Origin of the sequence: Bacillus cereus group sp. N14, assembly GCF_016483555.1 — a bacterium.
Classification (GTDB): domain Bacteria; phylum Bacillota; class Bacilli; order Bacillales; family Bacillaceae_G; genus Bacillus_A; species Bacillus_A wiedmannii.
In genome coordinates this window covers 153123-171015 of record NZ_JAEHBQ010000008.1, presented here as the reverse complement: position 1 = coordinate 171015, position 17893 = coordinate 153123, and the positions used below count along the sequence as shown (strand labels likewise).

Here is a 17893-nt window from a genome sequence, read left to right as displayed (position 1 = left end):
CCTTTGAGGTCTGCTTTTTTACTAGATTAACTTAAAAATACTCTTAATTTGTCTCGCGAATAACCAATTTTTCGTACCGTAGTTATCATTTAAACTATCTAAATTGATAGATTGTCCATTAGCAAACTTTAATTCTAACGTTGTATTTTTGTCATTTGTTTTTAAGTTGCTATGTGTAATTGCTTCATACTTTAATTTTTCGATTTCAACATATTCATCTTTCTCTTGCCCAATCACGACATGATCTTGGAAGAAGAACAATACTTCTACTTTCTTACCGAAACAAAATACATTTTTCGTATAAATTAATGTCGCATTATCAAGTCCGACGCATACTTCTTTCATCTCTTCTACAACGTTTCCAAAGTCTTCTTCTTGTCTTGCATTTGATTCAGCAATCCATTCTTCGATTGTTTTCATATTAATTGCCATACTGTACCCCCTGGTTCGTCCATTGCTTTATTTAAAAATAAATACTATATGAAAATATAAGCGATAAGCACTATGTTTTCAAGGGTGAACGATATATTCGAAATAAAGTGAAACTTTAATTAGTGGAGGTTTTCTTCATCCCCCACTGATTATCAGCCCTCACTAATCAGGCTCTTACTGCCCGCAAATAGCGGGATAAAGTTAAATTTCAAAGTAATCTACTAGGGGCACCGATTTTATTATATTTTAAACGTTTGAACGAGACATTCTTCATCATCGATTAACTGTGTTTTTTCATCAAATTCGATGTTTAGCTCCCTATATACTTTCTTCCAAAAAGAAACAGCTGGTACATTTTTCACAAGTTCGATAACGAAATATTGTCCTCGTTTCTCTTTTAGTACACTCTCAATAACTTGTTTACCGATTCCTTTCCCCTTGTACTGATTCAATATAAAAATGTCATTTATGCTAAAGTCATTTTCTTTTTTCAAGTATGGACGTTCCAGTAGTAATAAAAATCCTACAATATTATTGTCACTTTTAATAAAATACGGAGTGATTCCATCATTTTCCCAAAACATGTGTAAATCTTCGTATTCAAAAAATCCATTTGCCCCAATCTTTATATTAGGAGTGAATGTAGAGAGGTCATGAAGATATAGTGCGTACAAATTACGTAATATTTCTTTTTCTGATTCTTGAACTATTTGAAATGTTACAAACATTTTTAATAATCCCCTTCCCTATATGTAACTGTTTCCCCCTCTTTATTATTCGCTAAAAAAGTTTACCTACCTTTGCAAAAAAAATAGCACTTAAAAAGTGCTATTCTGCTCTCCTTGCCGCTTGCTGAATTGGATCCCAAACACTGTTATATGGCGGTGCGTAACTTAAGTCGACATCTTCTAACTCGTGAATGCTCATTTTATTGAAAAGCGCCATTGCGATTACGTCAATTCGCTTATCTACACCTTCTTCTCCAATTACTTGTCCGCCCAATAATTGTTTTGTGTCCGAACGATATAGTAATTTCAAGTGAAGTGGCTTAGCACTTGGATAATAACCGGCCATATTTGTTGAATCTACATGAACCGTCTTATACGGGATGTTTAGCCCTTTTGCTTCTTTTTCATTTAAGCCTGTTCTTGCGAGCGTCAAATCCATAAATTTAATAATACCTGTACCTAACGTACCTTTAAAGGCTCTTCGTTTATCAAGCATATTCAGTCCAGCGAGTCGGCCTTGTTTATTAGCAGTCGTTCCGAGCGGGATATGATCATGAATTTCCTTTATAACGTGGTAATGTGTTGCGCAATCACCAGCTGCATATACGTCCTGCACATTCGTTTGCATATATGCATTTACTTCAATTGCTCCTTTATGATTTGTACGTATATTTGTTCCTTCAAGAAAATCAGTATTTGGCTTCACCCCAACCGATACTAGAACAAGATCTGCTTTATACGTCCCTTTATCCGTTTCAATTTGTTCCACTCTTTCATTTCCTTTAAACGCTTTTACATTTTCATTCGTTAAAATTTCAATATGATGTTTATCTGCTTCTTTATGTATATATTCAGCCATATCTGCATCATAAATCGTACCGATATGATCATTTCTCTCAATCATTCTTACTTTCTTACCAAGTTCGACGAATGTTTCTGCCATCTCCATTCCAATCGCACCGCCGCCAATAATCGTTACATCCTCAACTTTATTCGTTTCTAGCGTTTTTAATATACGCTCAGCATCAGGAATTGTTTTTAAAAGATGAACGCCTTGCAAATCTCGGCCTTCCCATTCTGGCATAACAGGACGCACTCCAGTCGCAATTAATAAACGATCGTACGGAAATTCAAAAACCTCTTTCGTCTCCGTATGCTCTGCGTACACCATTTTCTTTTCCGTATCGACTTTCGTTACTTCATGACGCACTTTCGCATCAATTCCGTATTTATCACGAAACGTCTTTACATTACGCGCGATTAATTTTTCCGTTGAAGCGATAGCACCACTAATGACATACGGTAATCCACACTGCGCGTACGAATAAATTTCACCTTTTTCTAACGTCACAACATTTGCATTTTCATCACTTCTAACAATTTGCATAGCTGCACTCATACCAGCTGCATCTCCGCCAATAATGACATAGTTCACTTTACCACTCCTTCTTTTTTACATACCTCTTTACGATTTCCATATTTTATAAAAACAACACCTACTCCCATTGTAAAGAAAAAGAATTTCACCTACAAATTTGGTGCACAAGACTATGCGCTACTAGGTACTCGTCGTGTCTTATAAGCAAGAAGTTTAATATGCTATAACAGTTACTATTGAAAGTAGGTGAAATATATGTGCGCCGGCCTTCTCGCCCAGCTTCGAGATGAACCGCAAGAACCGAAAGAACCGAAACCCGCCGTCTCACTTGACCAAGAATTTTCCATTAATGCAACAATATACAGCGCTCGTGCTTGGTTATCTAACGATGATACGTTTGCGCAAGATATTTGGAAAGCTACCCAATTCGCTTCAGCATCACATGCTGGCAAGTCCATCTTTCCAGTCGGTTCTGTTAAAATTATGAACTTTTCTGATGATACAATAACTGTTACTGCTTCACCAGAATCAGATCATGCGCTCAAAATAGTCGTGCCACCCCATTCCGAGGCAGCTTTAACGTCTGGTCCTTTATCCCATATACAAGCTAGTACATCAGGAGGATCAAGTAAAGTCACATTTCTCTTTCACATCTTTTTCTCAAGGGATCCTGGTTCAGATAAATAACCATAAAAAAGGTACAGCTATGCACTGTACCTTTTTCACATGTTTATTCTCTTGCTTTAATCAGTTCCACATTATAGGATTCAATATTGGTTAACGTTCCTGAAAAATACGGATTTTCTCTATACCAAGACTGTTTTGAAAAGTACGCTTGCATATCTTTCGTTTGAAAAATATGTCCATGTCTTGCGTATATTTCATTTCTAGCAATTTTCAACTGTTCTTTCGATAAATATGTTAATTCTGCACTCGTTAGTTTTCGAATATCACTATCCGGGAAGATGAAACCATTATATACATACCGAGTCGTAGGCGGCGGAGTAACATTGTAAACAACTGTTTTTTCCTCACTTTTCTTTTGGAATGGCAGATTATAAGCCGGAAATGCCGTTACCGTTTCTACCTTCGTCGTTTCCCTTCCACTTTCTCCATTTCGTTCTAAATAAATCGTCGCACTTCCATCAGTTGCTACAGGCCCCCACGTAATTTCTTCTCCGGTCAGCGCTGTAACTGGCTTTTGATTCACATACAATGTTGCACCAGGCGCGTTCGTTTGGACAGTAATATATTGAGCTTGCAACGTTAAATCTATCGTTACGTTATTTTGATCTTGTTTCATAAGTACAACCTTTTCTTCACGTGATAGTTTCACATAATCATTTTTATATTCTGATTGAAACACTTGAGTTCCTGGAAGAAACGGTCCATATTGCTTCTCGAACTTTTTGTCATCTGTCTTATCAATTTCCTTTCCGTTCATTTTTAAAGTTGTACTTTTTTCATTTGTAAGCAACGTCGTATAATACGTCTTCGCTTTCAATTTATATCGATCAAATAAAAAGAAATACTTTCCGTCTTTCGTTAACGAAAAATCTGCTCTTTCAATTCCGTTCCCTTGTTTTTCACCTATCCTCAAATTTCCTTTCAATTCATTCACGTAGGATGGATTTTCTTTTATATATGAAAATAAAGGCGTTAAACTCTCTCTCGTTACAGTAACTGATGGATCATCTGCTGTGATGATTTCAGCTAACTTCTCCCCGTCCTTCTCTTGTAAAATCGTAATCATCCGGTCTACTTGTGCCACCTGCTTATAATACGATGATCCGTACAAATACAGTCCCACACTCGCTATAACAAATAGCGTTAACAACGTAATGCCAATCTTTGCACCACCGCTCATGTTCTTCTTTACTACTGGACTTCCCCTCTTCATCCCGCAGTTTTGACAAAATTGCACACCGTCTTCAAGCTGAGTCCCACACTTTGTACATACATTCATCCATTCAACCACCTTTTCTTTAGAGGCCAGTTAATCCCTGTGTAAAGGTTTGAATTATCGTGTTTATGTAAGACCAAAACACGATAAACGTTGCAATTCCAATGAAAATATTTGCGATAAAAAGAGTGTAAACAAGATCTAATCCACCGTTATCTAGTTTTACTGTAGCTACAATTATACTAATTCCCATATATGTTGTAGCCAGCCCTAATAAAATTGGTAAGAAAAAGATTAATAAAAAACTAAAAAGAAAAGAAAGCACTAATATAGCAATAACTGGCGTCGCTATCGTTCCCCATATTCCAAATACTTCAAGAAACGAAAAAGATGATTTCATCATCTTCCCACTTACAAAAATAATAAATCCGACAAATAAAGTTAAAATTAGTAAAAATAAAAAGACCGTTACAGAGTCCAAAAAGAATGTAGGAGTATGTATATCTGGTGCAAATGTTTTCGTAACAGCTGCTGCAGCACTCATCATTCTATAAAAAAGACATGCTCCTAAAAAACAAATAAGAACAAGACTTACAATTCCATTTCGCACTTCAATATTCCCACTTTTCATAATGGCCGATGGTGATTTAAAAGCATTTTTAAAGAACTGAAAATAGCCACTTGCAAATCGCTTCGCTTGCTCTACCGTTTCATTTGGTCGAGCTTCCTTTGCTGGTGCTACGCGTGCCTGTTGCTCACCTTCTTCCTGTGCACCACTCGCTACTGCTCCCTCTGTTAACGAATGTCCACAATTCCCGCAAAACTTTGCCTCTGTTGTATTTTCCGTATGACACGCCGGACATTTCATTCTCTCATCCCTCCTTTAAGCATATACCGTATAGGGTGTTACAAATTCAATATATGACTTTGTACATAAAACATGACTACAAGAAAAAGATTCTGAAATCCTTCTTCCGAAAGAAAATATATGTGCTAGCAATCTTGAAAAAAAATGCTATTATGAAACAGAATAAATAATATTTTTAACAGATTGGATGAAAAACAATGGAATTTGTAAACTCAATTTTTCAAATACTCCTTACAAGCATAATCCAATTATTTTCTTTAATTGGCGTTATCATTGTAATTGGATTTCTATTAGGCTATTTAGAATCACTAACACGGATGTATTGGTCGAGGGCTTTCGGAAGAAAAGGATTCCTTTTAACGGCGTGGATTGGTGTTCCTATTCACGAACTTGGACATGCCATTATGTGTGTACTATTTCGTCATAAAATTGTAGCAACGCAGTTTTTCCCAACAGATACAAGTCAAGGGGCTTTAGGCTACGTACAACATCAATACAATCATAAAAGTGTATATCAACGAATTGGGAACTTCTTTATCGGCATCGGACCTATTATTTCTGGTATTACGGCACTAATCCTTTTAATGCGCTATTTCGTACCAGAATCATATTTTTTATTTAATACAACTCTCGAAAAAACAATCGCTTCTACTCCTATTAATGTAGAAATGGTTCAAAACATGCTTTTATCGACGTTTGTATTATTGAAAAGCTTATTTACAATAAGTAATGTATTGAATCCTTCCTTTTGGCTATTTTTATTTATCGCCATTTGTATTTCTGCACATATCGCTTTAAGTAAACCAGATATTAAAGGATCAATAGACGGTGTTATCGTCATGTTTATCGTATTATTTTTATTCAACATAATCGCAGGACTATTTCAGTACGACAGTAACCAGCTCATTGGAAAAGTGATGAAGTATAATATGTACCTCATTGCGTTTTCTAGTGTCGCACTGCTGTTCTCTTGTATTTCTACACTTGTTAGTTTTGGATTTTATAAAATAAGAGGAGGGCGTTCGTTTTGAACGCCCTCTTCTATTTTCAGATGACTATTTATCCGATTTAATAAGTTATTGAATTGGAATAGATGGCCCAATTACTTCGTTTTTTTTCCCCGAATACGGTACAAGTGAATATTTTCCTACCGATACATTAATTCCATCGAATCTACTAAAAGAAATCTCTCCTTCTTTATTCGATGCAAATGCCTCTTTACATATATATGTTTTTCCAGATTCTGATTCAATTTTAAAATAAATATCTTCATTTGTACTTTGTGTTACATCATAATAAATTGTTGTAGAAATCGGCGTTGAAACTACTTTCTTAACAGTTACTTTATTGCCATCGGATAAAACAATTGTTTCATTTAAATCAAACGTCTGCTTCTCTTTCATCAACTGAGCTTGCGATACTTCAATATCAAATATCCATGGTTGCTCAATTACAGTATCCCTGTTGAATGTATTATAAGTAATTTCGATTTGAAGTTCGTCAGTTTGTGGCATTTCTCTTAACTCGACACCACCGTAGGTTGTATACATAGAATCATTTACTTCAATTGATTGTGCATCCTTTATACTAGAAAAGTCACGGCCATTTATTCGTACCTGTGGGATTAAATATGTTTGATAATCAAATTCCACACCCTTCGCTGGCTCAAATGTTGAACTGATGAGTAGTTTATTATCATCAACTAGCACCTCGTTTAAAGTCAGTTTACCGTATTTATTTTCAGCAGTTTTTCCAATAGCTGTTTTATAGGGAGAATAGTCACGCGGTTGCTGTTCATCAAGATATTTTTCAATCAATCCAGCAATAAATGGAGTATTTGCTAAAGAAGATTGTCCAAGTGGGGCTGTAATACTGACCATTAACATGCAAGCTGCTGCAACTCCGAACCATTTTTTTGACTGTTTGTTTTTCCGGAGCTTATTTTTCACACGTTTTTCCCACTGTTTTTCCTCTAATTTGGTTAGGGGAATCTCTTCAAACTCTGTGATGTCCAGCTGAATATCATTTAACTCGTTATAAATAGACATGCCCTCACACTCCATTTTTAAAAATAAAAATCTGTTTGAGCTTTTTTCGTCCGCGTGACAGTTTGTTATGGATCCATGATTCTTTCACGTTAAGATGGAAAGCAATTTCACGAGACGGTACACCTTCTAAATAATACTTTTCAAAAATGTTCCGCTCCGTTGCTGACAGCTCACTAAGCAATTCCTGTACATCTAAGAAATCATTTGATTTTCTTTGTTCTTGATACAGACGATCATTAATCTCCGTACAGACAGTTTGTTGCCGATTTCTCGCATTTTTCCGCTGATAATCAATTGCTCGATATTTAGCAATGGCTGCTATCCATTGTTTAAACGTATTTTTACTTGGGTCGAATGAATCGATATGAAACCAGATAGCTAGTAATACATCATCTAAACATTCTTCATAATCTTGCTGATTACTCTGTACATATCTTTTAATGATAGCGCTGAGTAAACTGCCGTATGTTTGAATAATAAACGTAATGCTTTTCTCATTACGTTTTTTTATTTGTTGCACAACATTTTCTTCCGTTATCTTCAAAGCTAGACCTCCTTGCACTGCTAATTGATACCTACTTTCTAATACGAATAAAAATCAATAACTCTATCACGATTTTTAATATTGCATACATAATCCCACCACTATATACCATTCATGTTGTTTACAATGAGAAGAGCTAGTTCATTACGAACTAGCTCTTCTCATCACTTATTGTTCTTATAATCACATTGCTCAACCGGAACGCGAGCATGTCCTTCTTCATCTGTACACCATGACTGCGACTGGAAGGCAAGAAAGATACCGATCCATTCTTCTTCCTTTTCAAAGTGAATGAGTATACCTCCGTCTTGCCATATACCATTATCACCTTTCCATTTCTCTACATTCCCTTGGTTCATATGAATATCGTGTATACCGTTTCCTGGTTCGAAATGGAAGTAAGAATCGGGTGTATTTTCTTCTGGTCCCCATCTTTCACCGAACGCGTAAATAATCGCTTTTTCTTCTATTGCTCGTTTTATATAACGTTCTATTTTTTCATTTAAATCATTATCCACTCCTGCTTTTTCAGCAGGTAAAGGAATCATTTGTTTCGATTCAAATACATTACCTCTTACGTAGTCTAAAGCTACTTTCGGTTCATTGTTTTTTATTTCTGTAAAACCGAATGGTAATGTCGGTAAAATATGAATCGCCTCTGACCGAATATCGTTACTCGCAAAATATAAAACTTCTGACGGATAACTTTGCGATTTCACATTAATTGCAATACGATAATCTACTTCTGCTTCGCCTTGTAAATGAACTTGATAATGAGGTGTTTTCCCTTTTCCAATTTTTGATTGTATAACTGTACCTTTTAACACGCCGTAGTTTTTTAGGGGCATACATTTCATCTCCTATTCATTTAGTAGAAGCTTTTCATATTTAAAACATTATCCAATCATAAAGAAAATCCTCCTATGTTAGGAGGATTTTTAATTTCTCAACATATACCAAACAATAACCTCTACCACTACTAGCAAAATTGCACCAAAGATCATTAACGTCGTCTTCTTTAACAATTCATTTTCACGATAAGGAATGTTACATAAATACGCCCCTAGTGTAATCCGTGACGGGCAAGCGATTGTCGCTACTGACGATGCGGTGTTTTGCAGTGTTGTGACGTATTGCCACGGAAGCGCTACGTTTTGCGCAGTTTGCATTTGTAGTTTTATAAACATCGCATTTGATCCGGCGTTACTACCTGTTAAAAAGCCGCCGATTCCGCCGATAAACGGGGCAACGAAAACGAAAAACGTTCCAAATGTTTCACCAGCTGTTTTTGCCAGTAATGAATGCATGCCAGATGCACCCATTAGTTCTGAAATGGCAATAAACATCGTCGTTGTAATCGCAAAAGGAATCCATTGTTTTATCGTTTGCGAGAGTGATTGTTTAATAATATGAGATGGAATACGGAAGAAGATAATAGTAAATAAGCATGTCATACCGAGCCAAAATCCTGGTGAATATAGTAGCTCTAGCTTGTAAGAGTATGATTTCAAATCAAGAACGGCATATGATCTGAATACATCATGTAATGCTGGTACGAGGCGAGAAAGTAAAATACAAACAGTTAAGAATATATAAGGGCTAATAATTTTTATAATAGATACTTCTCTCTCCGTTGCTGCAGCATGTTCTGTTATTAAATTTTGCTCACTTTTTCCTTTTAATTTAATGATAAGAAAGCCAAATGTAATTGTAACGATAGAACTTAATATACCTGCTAGTTCAACACTTACGTATGCGTTAGAAAGATAGATTCCGAGAGAAAATAATAGAAAGAAACCGAATCCTTCTTTCCACTTTTCAATTACGGCCCGCCAGCCACCAACAACGTGTAAAGAAAGAATGACGAAATAAGCAAACATCGGAATACTTAGTAGTGCCGTATTTGTACCAAGTGTTGTAAGCGGCATATTTATTAGCTGCGAACCGATAATCGTACCAGTTGCCATTGCGCCCCACGAACTAGCTAGTAAGCCGATAAATGAAAGCAGTACAGCCTGAAACGGTTTATAGCCCAATGAAAGAAAGATAGGTGCTGCAACCATGAAACCAATTCCGAATCCACTTACTGATTCGATTAGCGGACAAATACCAAAACACATAAGGAGCATTTGTAATAAACGATCGTGCGTCACTTCTTCTAGAAAACGTGCTACTTGATCGATGTACCCCATTTTGTTCATGAGGTGAAATAAAAAAATACCGAAAAACAAAACGTACCCGACAATAAAACAAATTAACCAACCTTTAATCGTTGCGTGCACAGTTTCACTTATCCCTAGTTGAAACGTTGGCGAGAGTAAAACGATTCCAACAGACACAACGTAAGCAATTAAAGAAGACCTTAATGACGTTTGTTTAAATAAAAATAAACAAATGAAAATCATCATAATTGGGATAAGTGCCAACAATATGGCCATGTTATCATCTCTTTTCATTAAAAATACAATTTTTAACTATTATATAACAGATGTCATATTTTTCAATTGTTTTTACAACAGATTCAAAAAAGGAGCCAAATGGCTCCTTTCACTCCCATTTTCTTTTATCCTGAAAAACGCTCTGCTGTCCGACTATTTTATCTAACACAACAAACACAATATAAGCACATATTACTTGCAATACAACATTTCCAAATTTCATTAATTCAAATGAATGGATCCAGCGAAATAATTCGTTTAATAATACAATTGAAACGATACTAAATAGTTCTATACTAATCGAAAATATACATATTTCTAAAATAGATTGCTCTTGAATGCGATTTAAGTTGGAAAAGATGAATACATATCCTATAAATAGAGCCATCAATTCTATTTTCGTCATGCTAATGAGCCAAGCGTATAGTGGTACAGTTAAAAGAAGATATAGTAGTTTCCGTCTTAGCATGCTTTCTCACCCTCTAAGTTATATGTATTTTCTGTATATTTTAACATTTATTACGCAAAACAAAAAGAAGAGACTTATGCCTCTTCTTTTTGTTTTGTTGCCTGTATTAATTCACATATTTCTTCTCGCTTTTTATTTTCTAACAGCTCAATGACTTTACTTCCAACGACTACTCCATCACATATTGTAATCATTTCTTCTACATGTTCCTTCGTTGAAATACCGAACCCTGCTACTACCGGTAAATGCGTATGTGATTTTACTTTTTCTAAGTAACTATGAATCTCACCTTTAAAGTTTTGACGTACTCCTGTTACGCCTGCTACTGTAACGGCGTAGACGAATCCTTCTGATTCACTCGTAATTTTTTCGATTCGCTCAATTGGGCTCGTTACTGTAACGAGTGGAATTAGCGCAATGTTTGCCTCTCGAAGTAACGGGGCAATAATATTTTGCTCTTCATACGGTAAATCCGGAACGATGATGCCGTCTACACCTGCTTCTATACAGTTTTCGATGAATCGTTCTTTTCCGAATGCGAGTACTGGATTTAAATATGTCATGAGTACAAACGGAATTTGTACTTCTTTCCTTACCTCTATTAATGCTTGAAAAATCCCTTTTACTGTTACACCGCTATCTAGCGCTCGTTTCCCTGCTCTTTGAATCGTTGGACCGTCTGCGACTGGATCTGAAAACGGAATGCCGATTTCAACGATGCTCGCTCCTGCTTCATCTAAAAAACGAATTCTTTCTTTTAATTTTTCAAGACCACCATCTCCGCCCATTACGTACGGAATAAATGCTTTCTTACCATTTTCAAACGCTGCTTTAATTTTTTCTACTCCCATTTTTTACACCTCTTCCATATAACGTTTTATACTCTCTACATCTTTATCCCCGCGACCAGATAAACAAATGACAAGTCCTTCGTCTTTCTTCATTTGCGGCGCTAATTTTAATGCGTATGCGACAGCATGTGAGCTTTCTAACGCCGGAATAATCCCTTCTTTTTTCGTTAATAATTGAAATGCTTCTAACGCTTCTTCGTCTGTTATTGAATGATAAGAAACGCGTCCAATATCTTTTAGCAAGCTATGTTCTGGCCCAACACCTGGATAATCGAGTCCCGCTGAAATAGAATGCGCTTCTTGAATTTGTCCTTCTTCATTTTGCAGAAGGTACATCATCGATCCGTGTAAAACACCAACGCTTCCTTTCGTTAAAGTCGCTGCGTGCTTTTCTGTATGAACACCTTTCCCAGCTGCTTCTACGCCGTAAAGAGCGACTTCTTCATCGTGTACGAACGGATAAAACATGCCCATCGCATTACTACCACCGCCAATACAAGCAACGACTGCTTCCGGCAACTTTCCTTCTAATGCTTCATATTGTTTTTTCGTTTCTTTCCCAATTACACTTTGGAAATCACGAACAATTTTCGGGAATGGATGTGGTCCAAGAACGGATCCCATAATATAGTGTGTATCGTGTACATGTGAAACCCAGTAGCGAAGCGCCTCGTTCACCGCATCTTTTAACGTACCGCTACCTGCCGCTACACTTTCTACTTTCGCTCCGAGTAATTCCATTCGGAACACATTTAATTTTTGACGTCTCACATCTTCTTCTCCCATAAAGATGACGCATTCTAATCCGAGTAGGGCACATACAGTAGCCGTTGCAACTCCGTGTTGTCCTGCTCCTGTTTCAGCGACAACTTTTTTCTTGCCCATTCGTACTGCAAGTAGTGCCTGACCGATTGTATTGTTAATTTTATGAGCTCCTGTATGGTTCAAATCTTCACGTTTTAAATAAATCTTTGCACCGCCGCAATACTTCGTCATATTTTCAGCGAAATAAAGCGGTGTTTCTCTTCCAACATACGTTTTTAAATAATGATTTAATTCCTTTTGAAACGCTTCATCTTGTATCGCTTCTTTATATGCTTCTTCTAGCTCTAATACAGATTGCATTAACGTTTCTGGAACGTATCGTCCTCCGTATATACCGTAGTGACCTTTTTCATCTGGATATGCGTAGTTCATTTGGAACACTCCTTCGCTTTTATAATAAATTGTTTTATTTTCTTTAGATCTTTCTTTCCTTCTGTCTCCACTCCGCTACTTACATCGACCATGTATGGCTGAATCGTTCGAATCGCTTCTTCTATATTAAAAGCGTTTAATCCACCAGCTAATATCGTTTTCTCTCGCAATTTTTTTGACATATGTGCGAGTAACTCCCATGAAAATTGCTTTCCATTTCCTCCGTGAAACTTTTCTTTCGGGCTATCAAACAATATATAATCCGTTTCATATGTTTGAGCATTTTTCATATCACTCTCTGAAGTTACCCCAAGTGATTTTATAGACGGAACATTCAATCTTCTGATTTGATGATTGTCTTCATCCCCATGTAGTTGCACATGCGTTAACCCACATTCATCTGCAATTTTCTCGATCACTTCTACTGATTCATTTACGAAAACACCAACCTTTAACACGTTTGTTGGAAGCTCCTGAATGATTTCTTTCGCTAGCACTGGAGTGATTTTTCGCTTACTTTCTGCAAAAACAAATCCGAGTGCATCAGCTCCGTATTCGCAAGCACGTTTTGCCGTTTCAACATCAGTGATGCCGCAAATTTTCACTTTCATATGTTCACCTTACAGTCTTCAAAAAAGGTATGAATAGAAGATGATGTCATAAGTGCCTCTCCAACTAACACACCTTTTGCTCCCGCTTTTTTAACACGGATAATATCTTCCTTTGAATGAATCCCACTTTCACTAATCCAAAGTAATCTCTCCTCGTTTAATCGTTTTCCAAGCTTTTCTGTTTGGCTTAAATCGACTTCGAATGTTTTTAAATTACGGTTGTTAATGCCGATAACGTGCGGATTTAATTGGATTGCAATTTCTAATTCCTGCTCATCATGAACTTCAACAATTGCTTCTAATCCTTTTTCTAGTACGTAGCTGTACAGCTCTTTTAATTTTTCTTTCGTTAACGCCGCTACAATTAATAAAATAATATCTGCTCCAGCTTCATACGCCCTATCAATTTGAATCTTATCAATTATGAAATCTTTACATAGAAGCGGAATGTTACTTTCTGCTCTTGCCGTTTGTAAATCGTGAAACGACCCTTTAAAAAATTGACCGTCTGTTAAAACAGATACTGCTCCTGCGCCGCATTCTTCATATATTTTCACTTGTTTTCGTACATCAACGTGTAAATTAATATCTCCTTTTGATGGTGATGCTCGCTTTACTTCTGCAATGACAGTAAACTGCTGTAATGCTTCTACAAGTGAATATGTCTTTCTACTTTCTTTTAATGGTGTATACGTTTCATATAATGCCGTAACTTCCTTTTTCTTTTGGTCTACAATTTTGTCTAAAATCGTCCCCACTTTAATTCACCCTTTCTAATTTTTCATTGCTTGCTGCAATTAATAAGTTTAGTTTGGCTAATGCTTTTCCAGAGTCAATGCTATGTGCAGCTAGTGTAATTCCTTCTTCAATCGTTTCTGTTTTTCCGTTCGCGAAAAGGGCTAGACCTGCATTTAATAAAACAGTATCGCGGTAAACACTATTTTCTCCGCTTAATACGCCGAGCGTAATCTTTGCATTTTCTTTCGAATCCCCGCCTCTAATCTCTTCGTTTTTCACTATTGAGAAACCATGTTTCTCAGGATCAATACTCGTTTCTACTATTTCATTATCTTTTAAAATGACAACATGATTCTCTCCTTGTAATGATGCTTCATCTAAAAATCCACTTCCGTTTACGACAAGCGCTTGTTTTCTTCCCAGCTTCTGTAATACTTGCGCAACTGGTAGTAACATATCTCGTTTATAAATGCCGACAAATTGTGTTTCTAAATTTACCGGATTTGTTAAAGGACCAATTAAATTAAAAATCGTCGGTACATTCAATTCTTTTCTTATTTTCATAATGCGCCTTAATGCTGGATGCATCGCTGGTGCGAATAAAAATGCAATGCCGACATGCTCTAATAAATAATCAATTTCGTTTGGTGTACTGCTAATATTTACACCGAGTTCTTCTAATAAATCAGCACTTCCTGTTTTACTAGATACAGCACGGTTACCGTGTTTTGCAACCTTTACGCCAGCTCCTGCCAGTACAAATGCCGATGTTGTACTAATATTAAACGTTTGGGCACCGTCACCACCCGTTCCGCAATTGTCCATTGCTCCTTGTATATGGTTCGAAAACGGTAATGCCTTTTCGCGAAGAGCTCGAACGAGACCATATATTTCTTCTGCTGTTTCACCTTTCGCTTTCAGTAATACTAAGAAAGCTGCAATTTCACTTTCCAATATGTTTTCGTTTAATAAAAGAAGCCCTGCTCTATACATTTCCTCTTCTGTTAAATGTTGTCCCTCCACTAATTTACGAAGATAGTTATTCATACTCTTTCCTCCTCCTTCACTTCTGTTAAAAAGGCACGTATTAACTTTCCGCCTTCTTTTGTTGCGATTGATTCCGGATGAAACTGTAATCCGAATAGCGGATAATAATTGTGACGAACTGCCATAATTTCTCCATCGTCCATCGCTGTCGCTAGTATGTCAAAACACTGTGGCAAACTCGTTTGCGCTGCAACAAGGGAATGGTAGCGCATCGCTGTTAGCGGCTGTGTCACGTATGAAAAGATTGACGTTCCGTTATGTTTTACGCGTGATGTTTTTCCGTGTTTAATGCGCTCTGCTCTAACAATTTCTCCTCCAAATGCTGATATAATCGCCTGATGTCCGAGGCAAATACCTAATATGGGAACGTTCTTATAAAAGTGACGAATCACTTCGATACAAATGCCAGCATCCTCTGGTTTTCCTGGTCCTGGCGAAAGCACAATTCCTGTTGGATTCATCCCTTCTAGCTGTTCTATCGTTATTTGATCATTTCTTACGACTACAATATCTTCTTCGTATTCACCTAACAGTTGATACAAGTTATAAGTGAATGAATCATAATTATCAATTAGTACAATCATTTCATTACCTCCAAGAGCGCTCTCGCTTTATTTAACGTTTCTTCATATTCAGCTACTGGGTCTGAATCATAAACAATTCCCGCTCCTGCCTGAACGTATGCTTTTTCATCCTTTACAACCATCGTTCGAATGGCGAGCGCCATATCAAGATTCCCTGAAAAACTAACGTATCCAACTGCACCTGCGTATACATTTCTTTTTTCATTCTCTAGCTCATTTATAATTTCCATCGCTCTAATTTTCGGAGCGCCTGACACTGTTCCTGCTGGTAGGCAATACGCTAATGCATCAAATCCACTCATTTGTTTTCGCAATGTTCCGTAAACTTCAGATACAATGTGCATAACGTGAGAGTATTTTTCTACTTTCATATATTTATCTATCGTCACGGATCCAATTTCACTTACTCTGCCAATATCATTCCGACCAAGATCTACAAGCATCATGTGCTCCGCTCGTTCTTTCTCATCTTCTAACAGTTCTTTTTCAATTTCCGCATCTTGCTCCTTCGTTTTCCCTCTCGGCCTCGTACCCGCAATTGGATTCGTCATCACCTTATCTTCTCTAACTGATAACAAGCTTTCCGGCGAAGAACCGAGTACAACATAATCTTGAAAATCGATATAGAACATATATGGTGATGGATTGGTAATTCGAAGCTTTCGGTATAACGCGAAAGGATCACCAATACATTCACTTTGCAAACGCTGTGACAGTACGACTTGGAATATGTCCCCGGCTCTTATATGTTCTTTCGCCGTTTCTACCATCTCACAAAACTTTTTTTCCGTTATAGAAGAAGTGAATGATAATGTTGACCTTATTTCAGTTACTTCTGCTGCTTCCCCCTGTAACACTTCCTCTTTGTATACTTGCAACCTTTCATATACTTCGTCATAAGAAGCTGAATCGTCTTCCCTGCATACATATACAAATGATAATTTTTGGCGTAAGTGGTCATACACGATAAACTCACGGTACAGTAAAAGGTGTACTTCTGGAATATTTAATGTATCGTGTAAATCTGCTCCAATGTTTTCATATTGCCGGATGACGTCATAGCCAATATAACCAACTGCTCCTCCGCAAAATGGAAATGGACTGTCTACTTGTGCTGACGCCATTACTTCTTCTAACACTTGTAGTACGTTACCTTGCAGCTTTTCTGTTTGGCCGTAAATCGTTCGTTCCACTTCCGTACCAACACTTTTCACTTCACCATATGGATTACATCCTAAGTAAGAATAGCGTCCTTTATCTTGATGAAGCTGCGAACTTTCTAATAAAAATTTTTTCTTTCCTTTCATACGTCTATATAAAGAAATTGGCGTAATGCTATCTCCTTCTTCTTCAGCGATTACTAAAAATGCTCTTCCCTGTTCTTTTTGCTTCATAAATTCCTCTTTTGTCATCATGCCTTTCACCTCAATCTGAAAAATAAAAAAGTCCCCTACATATCGAAAATATGTAGAGGACGATAAATTTACCGTGGTACCACCTCATGTTGGACGCAAAAGCATCCCGCTTTGTTCAGGTACAAAATATATACCTTATCCTTGTAACGGCGGAACCCGGGTTGCCTACTGAAAATAATTGTTCAGCATACCTCTCGTAAGCCCATTCCGTATATGGCACCGCACCGGGCTCCCACCTATCCCCGGCTCTCTGTAACGTCTCCAATATACGTACTCTTCTTACTTAAACGATTTCATTTATTTAATTTTTTGTACACAAAAAGGGAGTACTCATCCTATAGAAAGGACGGGTACTCCCGTGGTGCCACCTTAATTCGTTACAAATGTAACGCACTTTACCGTATCAAAAACAATACGTGTCTCTTGTATCGATGAGATCATGTCGCCAAAGCCTACTTCTTTCGTTTCGGTTTGGAAGCTCCGAAGCCCATTCCACATCAATCCCATACTGATTCGCACCAACCATCAGCTCTCTGACATGTTCATCATGTGTACTCTTCTTCATCAACGCTTGCATTTTTTTAAGTTGCACTCATTATAGACCTAACTTTTTTCATAAGTCAATACTTTTAAAAGAATTTT

General features: G+C 37.0%; 19 protein-coding genes and 2 other annotated features. Of the genes, 2 read left to right on the top strand and 17 right to left on the bottom strand.

Features of this window, described 5'->3' with window-relative positions; all coding sequences use genetic code 11:
* Positions 1-21: 21 nt before the first annotated feature.
* The 3 genes from JDS82_RS14250 to JDS82_RS14240 all read right to left on the bottom strand — a co-directional run bounded on the left by JDS82_RS14250 (position 22) and on the right by JDS82_RS14240 (position 2595).
* Positions 22-432 carry a DUF3908 family protein gene (locus JDS82_RS14250; protein WP_000996802.1) on the bottom strand — a complete coding sequence of 137 codons (411 nt, stop codon included), beginning with the start codon at positions 430-432 and terminating at the stop codon, positions 22-24.
* Positions 433-671: 239 nt separating this feature from the next.
* Entirely contained in the window at positions 672-1160 is a 489-nt protein-coding gene (locus tag JDS82_RS14245) for a GNAT family N-acetyltransferase (protein WP_199713486.1), read from the bottom strand.
* A gap of 100 nt (positions 1161-1260) precedes the next feature.
* Positions 1261-2595 carry a CoA-disulfide reductase gene (locus JDS82_RS14240; RefSeq protein ID WP_199713485.1) on the bottom strand — a complete coding sequence of 445 codons (1335 nt, stop codon included), beginning with the start codon at positions 2593-2595 and terminating at the stop codon, positions 1261-1263.
* Between the two features lie 198 nt (positions 2596-2793).
* Here JDS82_RS14240 and JDS82_RS14235 point away from each other — a divergent pair, with 198 nt between their 5' ends.
* The gene (locus JDS82_RS14235; protein WP_048561478.1) at positions 2794-3225 is read left to right on the top strand and encodes a hypothetical protein; all 432 of its coding nucleotides are present in this window, start codon (positions 2794-2796) and stop codon (positions 3223-3225) included.
* A 43-nt stretch (positions 3226-3268) separates the two neighbouring features.
* Here the strand turns inward: JDS82_RS14235 and JDS82_RS14230 are convergent, their stop codons facing one another.
* On the bottom strand, positions 3269-4504 hold the full coding sequence (locus JDS82_RS14230; RefSeq protein WP_199713484.1) for a TcaA 3rd/4th domain-containing protein: 1236 nt from the start codon (positions 4502-4504) through the stop codon (positions 3269-3271).
* A 19-nt stretch (positions 4505-4523) separates the two neighbouring features.
* Positions 4524-5309 carry a zinc ribbon domain-containing protein gene (locus JDS82_RS14225; RefSeq protein ID WP_199713483.1) on the bottom strand — a complete coding sequence of 262 codons (786 nt, stop codon included), beginning with the start codon at positions 5307-5309 and terminating at the stop codon, positions 4524-4526.
* Between the two features lie 197 nt (positions 5310-5506).
* Between JDS82_RS14225 and JDS82_RS14220 the strand changes: the two genes are divergently transcribed.
* Entirely contained in the window at positions 5507-6340 is an 834-nt protein-coding gene (locus tag JDS82_RS14220; RefSeq protein WP_199713482.1) for a hypothetical protein, read from the top strand.
* 45 nt (positions 6341-6385) lie between these two features.
* Here JDS82_RS14220 and JDS82_RS14215 read toward each other — a convergent pair whose 3' ends face one another.
* The 12 genes from JDS82_RS14215 to trpE form a co-directional block, all read right to left on the bottom strand.
* Positions 6386-7357 (bottom strand): DUF4179 domain-containing protein, encoded by a 972-nt coding sequence (locus tag JDS82_RS14215; RefSeq protein WP_199713481.1) that lies wholly within the window; start codon positions 7355-7357, stop codon positions 6386-6388.
* Positions 7358-7361: 4 nt separating this feature from the next.
* Entirely contained in the window at positions 7362-7901 is a 540-nt protein-coding gene (locus JDS82_RS14210) for a sigma-70 family RNA polymerase sigma factor (protein WP_048561483.1), read from the bottom strand.
* A 164-nt stretch (positions 7902-8065) separates the two neighbouring features.
* Positions 8066-8749, bottom strand: a complete 684-nt coding sequence (locus JDS82_RS14205) for a DUF2278 family protein (RefSeq protein WP_048561484.1) — start codon at positions 8747-8749, stop codon at positions 8066-8068.
* A gap of 90 nt (positions 8750-8839) precedes the next feature.
* Positions 8840-10339, bottom strand: a complete 1500-nt coding sequence (locus tag JDS82_RS14200; RefSeq protein WP_071742835.1) for an L-lactate permease — start codon at positions 10337-10339, stop codon at positions 8840-8842.
* Between the two features lie 109 nt (positions 10340-10448).
* A complete protein-coding gene (locus tag JDS82_RS14195; RefSeq protein WP_064056819.1) occupies positions 10449-10808 on the bottom strand; it encodes a DUF4029 domain-containing protein in 360 nt (119 codons plus the stop codon).
* 74 nt (positions 10809-10882) lie between these two features.
* Positions 10883-11659, bottom strand: a complete 777-nt coding sequence (gene trpA, locus JDS82_RS14190) for a tryptophan synthase subunit alpha (RefSeq protein ID WP_199713480.1) — start codon at positions 11657-11659, stop codon at positions 10883-10885.
* 3 nt (positions 11660-11662) lie between these two features.
* A complete protein-coding gene (gene trpB, locus JDS82_RS14185; RefSeq protein WP_199713479.1) occupies positions 11663-12856 on the bottom strand; it encodes a tryptophan synthase subunit beta in 1194 nt (397 codons plus the stop codon).
* Positions 12853-13467, bottom strand: a complete 615-nt coding sequence (locus tag JDS82_RS14180; protein WP_199713478.1) for a phosphoribosylanthranilate isomerase — start codon at positions 13465-13467, stop codon at positions 12853-12855. Before JDS82_RS14180 ends, trpB begins: the two co-directional genes overlap by 4 nt.
* Positions 13464-14225 carry an indole-3-glycerol phosphate synthase TrpC gene (trpC, locus tag JDS82_RS14175; RefSeq protein WP_199713477.1) on the bottom strand — a complete coding sequence of 254 codons (762 nt, stop codon included), beginning with the start codon at positions 14223-14225 and terminating at the stop codon, positions 13464-13466. The genes JDS82_RS14180 and trpC overlap by 4 nt, the downstream gene beginning before the upstream one ends.
* Position 14226: 1 nt before the next feature.
* Entirely contained in the window at positions 14227-15252 is a 1026-nt protein-coding gene (trpD, locus tag JDS82_RS14170; RefSeq protein ID WP_048561491.1) for an anthranilate phosphoribosyltransferase, read from the bottom strand.
* Positions 15249-15836, bottom strand: coding sequence for an aminodeoxychorismate/anthranilate synthase component II (locus JDS82_RS14165; protein ID WP_088057610.1), 588 nt, complete (start codon positions 15834-15836; stop codon positions 15249-15251). Before JDS82_RS14165 ends, trpD begins: the two co-directional genes overlap by 4 nt.
* Complete coding sequence (trpE, locus tag JDS82_RS14160; RefSeq protein WP_199713476.1) at positions 15833-17251, bottom strand: anthranilate synthase component I; 1419 nt, start codon at positions 17249-17251, stop codon at positions 15833-15835. The genes JDS82_RS14165 and trpE overlap by 4 nt, the downstream gene beginning before the upstream one ends.
* A 52-nt stretch (positions 17252-17303) precedes the next feature.
* Positions 17304-17548: a binding site (T-box leader), on the bottom strand.
* A 42-nt stretch (positions 17549-17590) separates the two neighbouring features.
* Positions 17591-17828 (bottom strand) — a binding site (T-box leader).
* Positions 17829-17893 lie beyond the last annotated feature (65 nt).

What these genes read in the sequence shown, in the direction of transcription:
- JDS82_RS14205 (WP_048561484.1), bottom strand. Translation starts at nt 8,749, where the DNA reads ATGCCCCTAAAAAACTACGGCGTGTTAAAAGGTACAGTTATACAATCA.
- trpA (WP_199713480.1), bottom strand. Translation starts at nt 11,659, where the DNA reads ATGGGAGTAGAAAAAATTAAAGCAGCGTTTGAAAATGGTAAGAAAGCA.
- trpB (WP_199713479.1), bottom strand. Translation starts at nt 12,856, where the DNA reads ATGAACTACGCATATCCAGATGAAAAAGGTCACTACGGTATATACGGA.
- trpD (WP_048561491.1), bottom strand. Translation starts at nt 15,252, where the DNA reads ATGAATAACTATCTTCGTAAATTAGTGGAGGGACAACATTTAACAGAA.
- JDS82_RS14215 (WP_199713481.1), bottom strand. Translation starts at nt 7,357, where the DNA reads ATGTCTATTTATAACGAGTTAAATGATATTCAGCTGGACATCACAGAG.
- JDS82_RS14250 (WP_000996802.1), bottom strand. Translation starts at nt 432, where the DNA reads ATGGCAATTAATATGAAAACAATCGAAGAATGGATTGCTGAATCAAAT.
- JDS82_RS14180 (WP_199713478.1), bottom strand. Translation starts at nt 13,467, where the DNA reads ATGAAAGTGAAAATTTGCGGCATCACTGATGTTGAAACGGCAAAACGT.
- JDS82_RS14245 (WP_199713486.1), bottom strand. Translation starts at nt 1,160, where the DNA reads ATGTTTGTAACATTTCAAATAGTTCAAGAATCAGAAAAAGAAATATTA.
- JDS82_RS14195 (WP_064056819.1), bottom strand. Translation starts at nt 10,808, where the DNA reads ATGCTAAGACGGAAACTACTATATCTTCTTTTAACTGTACCACTATAC.
- JDS82_RS14230 (WP_199713484.1), bottom strand. Translation starts at nt 4,504, where the DNA reads ATGAATGTATGTACAAAGTGTGGGACTCAGCTTGAAGACGGTGTGCAA.
- trpE (WP_199713476.1), bottom strand. Translation starts at nt 17,251, where the DNA reads ATGATGACAAAAGAGGAATTTATGAAGCAAAAAGAACAGGGAAGAGCA.
- JDS82_RS14200 (WP_071742835.1), bottom strand. Translation starts at nt 10,339, where the DNA reads ATGGCCATATTGTTGGCACTTATCCCAATTATGATGATTTTCATTTGT.
- JDS82_RS14225 (WP_199713483.1), bottom strand. Translation starts at nt 5,309, where the DNA reads ATGAAATGTCCGGCGTGTCATACGGAAAATACAACAGAGGCAAAGTTT.
- JDS82_RS14165 (WP_088057610.1), bottom strand. Translation starts at nt 15,836, where the DNA reads ATGATTGTACTAATTGATAATTATGATTCATTCACTTATAACTTGTAT.
- JDS82_RS14235 (WP_048561478.1), top strand. Translation starts at nt 2,794, where the DNA reads ATGTGCGCCGGCCTTCTCGCCCAGCTTCGAGATGAACCGCAAGAACCG.
- JDS82_RS14220 (WP_199713482.1), top strand. Translation starts at nt 5,507, where the DNA reads ATGGAATTTGTAAACTCAATTTTTCAAATACTCCTTACAAGCATAATC.